This window comes from Tunicatimonas sp., from assembly GCF_049647865.1.
GTDB lineage: Bacteria > Bacteroidota > Bacteroidia > Cytophagales > Cyclobacteriaceae > Tunicatimonas.
On the sequence record NZ_JBARYM010000040.1, the window covers coordinates 1 to 4,283 of the forward strand.

Below are 4,283 nucleotides of genomic sequence, written 5' to 3' on the forward strand. Positions count from 1 at the left end.
AGCCCCTACTATGTCTTTCTTAGTAAAGGTCTTATAATAATTAGAGACGTTGCTGCCCAGCTAAATAAGGATCAACTTCCTGACGGGGAAGCATTTAGTCAACTTCTTAGGGAGAATGAAGAAATGCTCATTCAACTTACGACCTACCAGGATGCTCTCTCGCGATTGGGTTTAGTATTTGATTCTTCAAAGGATAGCTCTCATTAATTCTCTAAGAAGTAAGTAAACCCTCCCTATCCAACTACCTGCTAAGTATTCGCCACCCAGATTTGCATAAGTCCATTAAAGTAGATTTGCTGAACTTAAGTAGAGGAAGTATAGGATCAAGAGAGTAATATCTGGTTTGCATTAGACGGACTACTCAATAAAACTAACTATTAAATTTTTAGAGCTTTTAAAAGGCACTAAACAAAATGAGCACTAAATTAAGGTGAACAAGATCGCTGGAAACCACGGCTTCTTAGTCAAATATTGACCCGTTAACATCTTCATAATTGGTTACTAAACTATATGACAAAAACGGGGTTATATTCAAAACATGCATTACAAGAATTTCAAAATATTGTTTGACTTTCACAAGATCAATACTGTTGTATGAAGTATAGTTGAAACTGATGGAACAAGATCAATTTTTTAATCTAACTCGCTTAAGAAAGGGGCACGAGCCTTTCTTCCGGGCGGTATATGATCACTACCATCAGCGCATTTATGGTTTCTCTCTGAAGTTTACTCATTCGGCGGAAGATGTTCAAGAAGTAGTATAAAACACTTTCTATAAACTTTGGCAACATCGCGATCAAATCAATTCCACCCGACCGTTAGCATCTTATCTCTACCAGATTGCAAAGAATGAGAATCTAAAATATCTTCCGAAGGCATCGCAAAATCAGGCCTTGCGGGATCAACTGTACCAGCGAATGAATTCTTCAGTTCCTACTGCCGAGTAAGAAATTATTCTAGCCGAGTACACTAGTATCGCTTAACAAGCTATTGCCCTACTTCCTCCTAAGCGAAAAATTGATGTATGAACTGTCGCACCAGCAGGGAAAAAACCGCTCGCGAGATTGCCAATTACATGGGCATCACCCCTCAGACTGTACGCCAACAGTTAACGCAAGCCCTATATTTTATAAAATCTACCTTAAGTAACTTATCATAATTCATACAAATTCACTTTTTCACTACTCTGAATAATGCTTGATTAGCCCCCTCTATCTTTAATAAATAAATGGCTGGTGGATACGCGGACAGATCAATAGTGCTTTCGGATGCGTCTAAAGTTTTGATTAAGACCTTTTTGCCCCAGGAGTTGATGATCACCAGTCTTCTCTCCTTCAATACTTCCGAATCATTAATCTTCACGGTGAGTTTCTCTATTACAGGATTAGGGTAAATTGAATATGCTTTCCTCAATTGTTCCTTATTAACCACTGACAAAGGCTTAATAGCAAGCTCCACTGTAATATTAGCGTACGCTACGTTAGCCCCATCACCTACTGCCACCGTAAAATTATAAGTTTCTGAATCTGCTTGATTCAAGATACTTTCGTCTTCTAAATGTATTTCTCCGGTTGTTGGATCAACCGAAAATTTGTTTGTACTGTCATCAACAAATTGAAAGAAGTGCTGATCGTTATCTGAATCAGAGACTTGAACTTTTCCTACAAAAGTGCTATCTAAACTTTCTTTTGAAATTGTAAAGGTTTGATCGTTCACCACGGGAGGAATATCATCGGCGATCGCTTTGAAGAAATAAGCTTTTCCACTTTGTCCTACCTGTCCTTTTTGACTAACGCTTCCCTGTGAGGCACCAATAAGGACTGCATCACTATTAAGGGCAACCGCAATGCCAAATAGATCATTTTCGGAGCGTTCGGTCGCTATTATCTGGTTCACCCCAGTCATATCTTTCCATCCACCTGATGGTTTTGTGAATGTATAGACGTTTCCTCTATCAGGTGAGCCTACCAAAGCGTATTTGTCAGAAATAGCTACCCAATTATCATTTTCAAAATGCAAATGTCCTCTGTAAGTAGTAGATAGTTCAGCAACCTGCGTCCATCCACTTTCAGTTTTTTCAAATACATATGCCCCTTTATCTGCTGAACCAACTAATATCGTATTACCTGAAATATCTACTGCATCTCCAAAACTATGCGAACTGTCTTGAATCTTTAGCTTTGCGGTTTCTCTCCATACGGTTCCTTCTTTTTCAAAAACATAAGCAGCATGGTTCCCGGTGCTAGGGTCACCCACCACCGCAATATTCCCTTCCATAGCTATTGAGGAGCCAAATTCAATTTCTCCATCACTCGCTACTAGTTTAGTTTTCTTTACCCAGCTACTATCACCTTTCTCAAATACATATACTACCGGATTAGAGATGCTGTCTCGTGCGGCACTGACCATGGCAGTATTGCCATATAAAGCTACTGCTTGACCAAAACGATTTGTGCCAGGCGATCTTTCGCCAGAAACCATCTTGGCAGTTTGAACCCATCCAGTATCGGTTTCACTAAATATGTAGGCAGTACCATCGGAAGAACGGCCTCCAAAATAGCTGCTAGCACCAATTAGAACAGATTATTTGTAGATACTTACAGCGCTTCCAAACCGATGGCCATCGATCTGAAAAAACCTTTCTGGCACAAGCTTAGTCTGTTTTACCAATTGATCTCCTTCTATTCTGTATACGTAAGCCGCCCCTGATTTTTTTCCGGATGTATTCTCATCTGGCGCGCCTATTACTGCAATTTTATCACTTAACGCCACACCCCTACCAAACTTATGCGCTCCTGCAACTAAGGGGTAATCACTGATATCTACTTTCTGAATGCGTACGTCATGCCAATTTAGGGGATGTCTTTCCAGAAAATGAACCGATCCGTTCTCTCCTGGTCCATCAAAGGGAGCACCAGTAATGATATTGTTTCCTGACATAGCTACCGCAAAATTATGCGCGTAAGAATAGGCAGTATCAACCTGGATTTTTTTAACTTCTTTCCATTCATTCTCTTCTTTTTCGTACAAATAAGCACCCCCTCCTGAACCCCACGAGCCGATAGCAATAGCTCCTCCAGCAATGGAAACCGAATGACCAAAGACCTGTGTACGACCAACATCAGAAGCGTCTAGGCGTGCGGTTTGCTTCCAAGCACTTCCATCTTTTTCAAAAACAAATGCGGCCCCGGCCCGCCAGCTACTGTCAGAATTGTAAGGAGTTCCTACAACTGCTACATCGTTAGCAATAGAAACACAGCTACTAGGACGTGTTACTACGTAATCAGACGAGAATGGAACGGGCAATTTAGCAGACTGTTTCCATCCGTTTTCCGTGGGATCAAACACATAGGCAGCATCGCTGTTCATTGCTGCAACAAGCAGATAATCTGGTGAGATAGCTACTGCGTGACCAAATCGTTCTTCCTCTACCGGCTCTTCTGGCGTCAGTTTTTGTGACAATACCCATGTACCGTCTTTTTTTTTGAAAATATAAGCAGCACCAGCATTATCATCGCTACCGTGGGCCCCTATAACGAGTGTATCACCGTATATTCCTACGGAACGCCCAAACCGCTGACTGTTTTCCTTCTCAGGCAGCGCTACCTTATCCGGAATTGTCCATTGGTCTTGCTCATAATAAACGTACACCAAGCTATCACTGTAGCACCCTACTGCTATAGTACCACCTGATATACCTACTGAAGCACCAAAAAGATTGTTCTCACCATTTTGTAGCGTACTTATTAATTTCCAGGTTGTCTCATCCTTTCGGTAGATACCAACGATACCATCAGATTCTTTATACTCTGGAGAACCAACTACGGCTAAATCGCCATCTATTGCCACAGAGAAACCCATCCAGTTCCCCAGTCCGTGATTAAACTCAGAAACGAGTTGGTTTCCTTCTACCCAGCGCTGAGCGTGCCCGCTGGAAACACACACTAGCATGATGCACCCTAAAATTAAAGACTTCTGCATACCTTCTATTATCAATTGATCACAGCATAAATCTATTGTTGCCTGACTGGAAATACTGTACGTTTTTCCTCAAAATGCAACACTGTACTAAAAGGGCTCTGTTGCAAAAAATTTAATTGGATTGCCAAGGATTCCATTTCTTTATATGCGGATAACCCCACTATGGCTGTATATTGATATTTGAAAGAATAACGTAAGCAAACTCCCGGTCTGGTAGAGACATTCAACGTGGCAAATAACTAAATTACATACAGGCTGGAATTCTGGTAGATTTGAATTTGTCTGAAGCCTCTGACCATCAT

General features: G+C 41.2%; 4 protein-coding genes. 2 read left to right on the top strand and 2 right to left on the bottom strand.

Annotation, left to right across the window (positions count from 1 at the left end; genetic code table 11):
- Together WBA23_RS01760 and WBA23_RS01765 are read left to right on the top strand one after the other, a co-directional pair.
- On the top strand, positions 1 to 207 hold a 207-nt coding region (locus WBA23_RS01760), incomplete at its 5' end, for a hypothetical protein (protein ID WP_424580518.1).
- 407 nt (positions 208 to 614) lie between these two features.
- Entirely contained in the window at positions 615 to 764 is a 150-nt protein-coding gene (locus WBA23_RS01765) for a hypothetical protein (RefSeq protein WP_424580519.1), read from the top strand.
- A gap of 406 nt (positions 765 to 1,170) precedes the next feature.
- Here WBA23_RS01765 and WBA23_RS01770 read toward each other — a convergent pair whose 3' ends face one another.
- Together WBA23_RS01770 and WBA23_RS01775 are read right to left on the bottom strand one after the other, a co-directional pair.
- Positions 1,171 to 2,574, bottom strand: a complete 1,404-nt coding sequence (locus WBA23_RS01770; protein ID WP_424580521.1) for a T9SS type A sorting domain-containing protein — start codon at positions 2,572 to 2,574, stop codon at positions 1,171 to 1,173.
- Between the two features lie 9 nt (positions 2,575 to 2,583).
- Positions 2,584 to 3,981 carry a hypothetical protein gene (locus tag WBA23_RS01775; protein ID WP_424580520.1) on the bottom strand — a complete coding sequence of 466 codons (1,398 nt, stop codon included), beginning with the start codon at positions 3,979 to 3,981 and terminating at the stop codon, positions 2,584 to 2,586.
- Between the last annotated feature and the right edge of the window lie 302 nt (positions 3,982 to 4,283).

Excerpts from the sequence above, each read along its gene's own strand:
- WBA23_RS01765 (WP_424580519.1), top strand. The coding sequence starts at position 615 with ATGGAACAAGATCAATTTTTTAATCTAACTCGCTTAAGAAAGGGGCAC.
- WBA23_RS01775 (WP_424580520.1), bottom strand. The coding sequence starts at position 3,981 with ATGCAGAAGTCTTTAATTTTAGGGTGCATCATGCTAGTGTGTGTTTCC.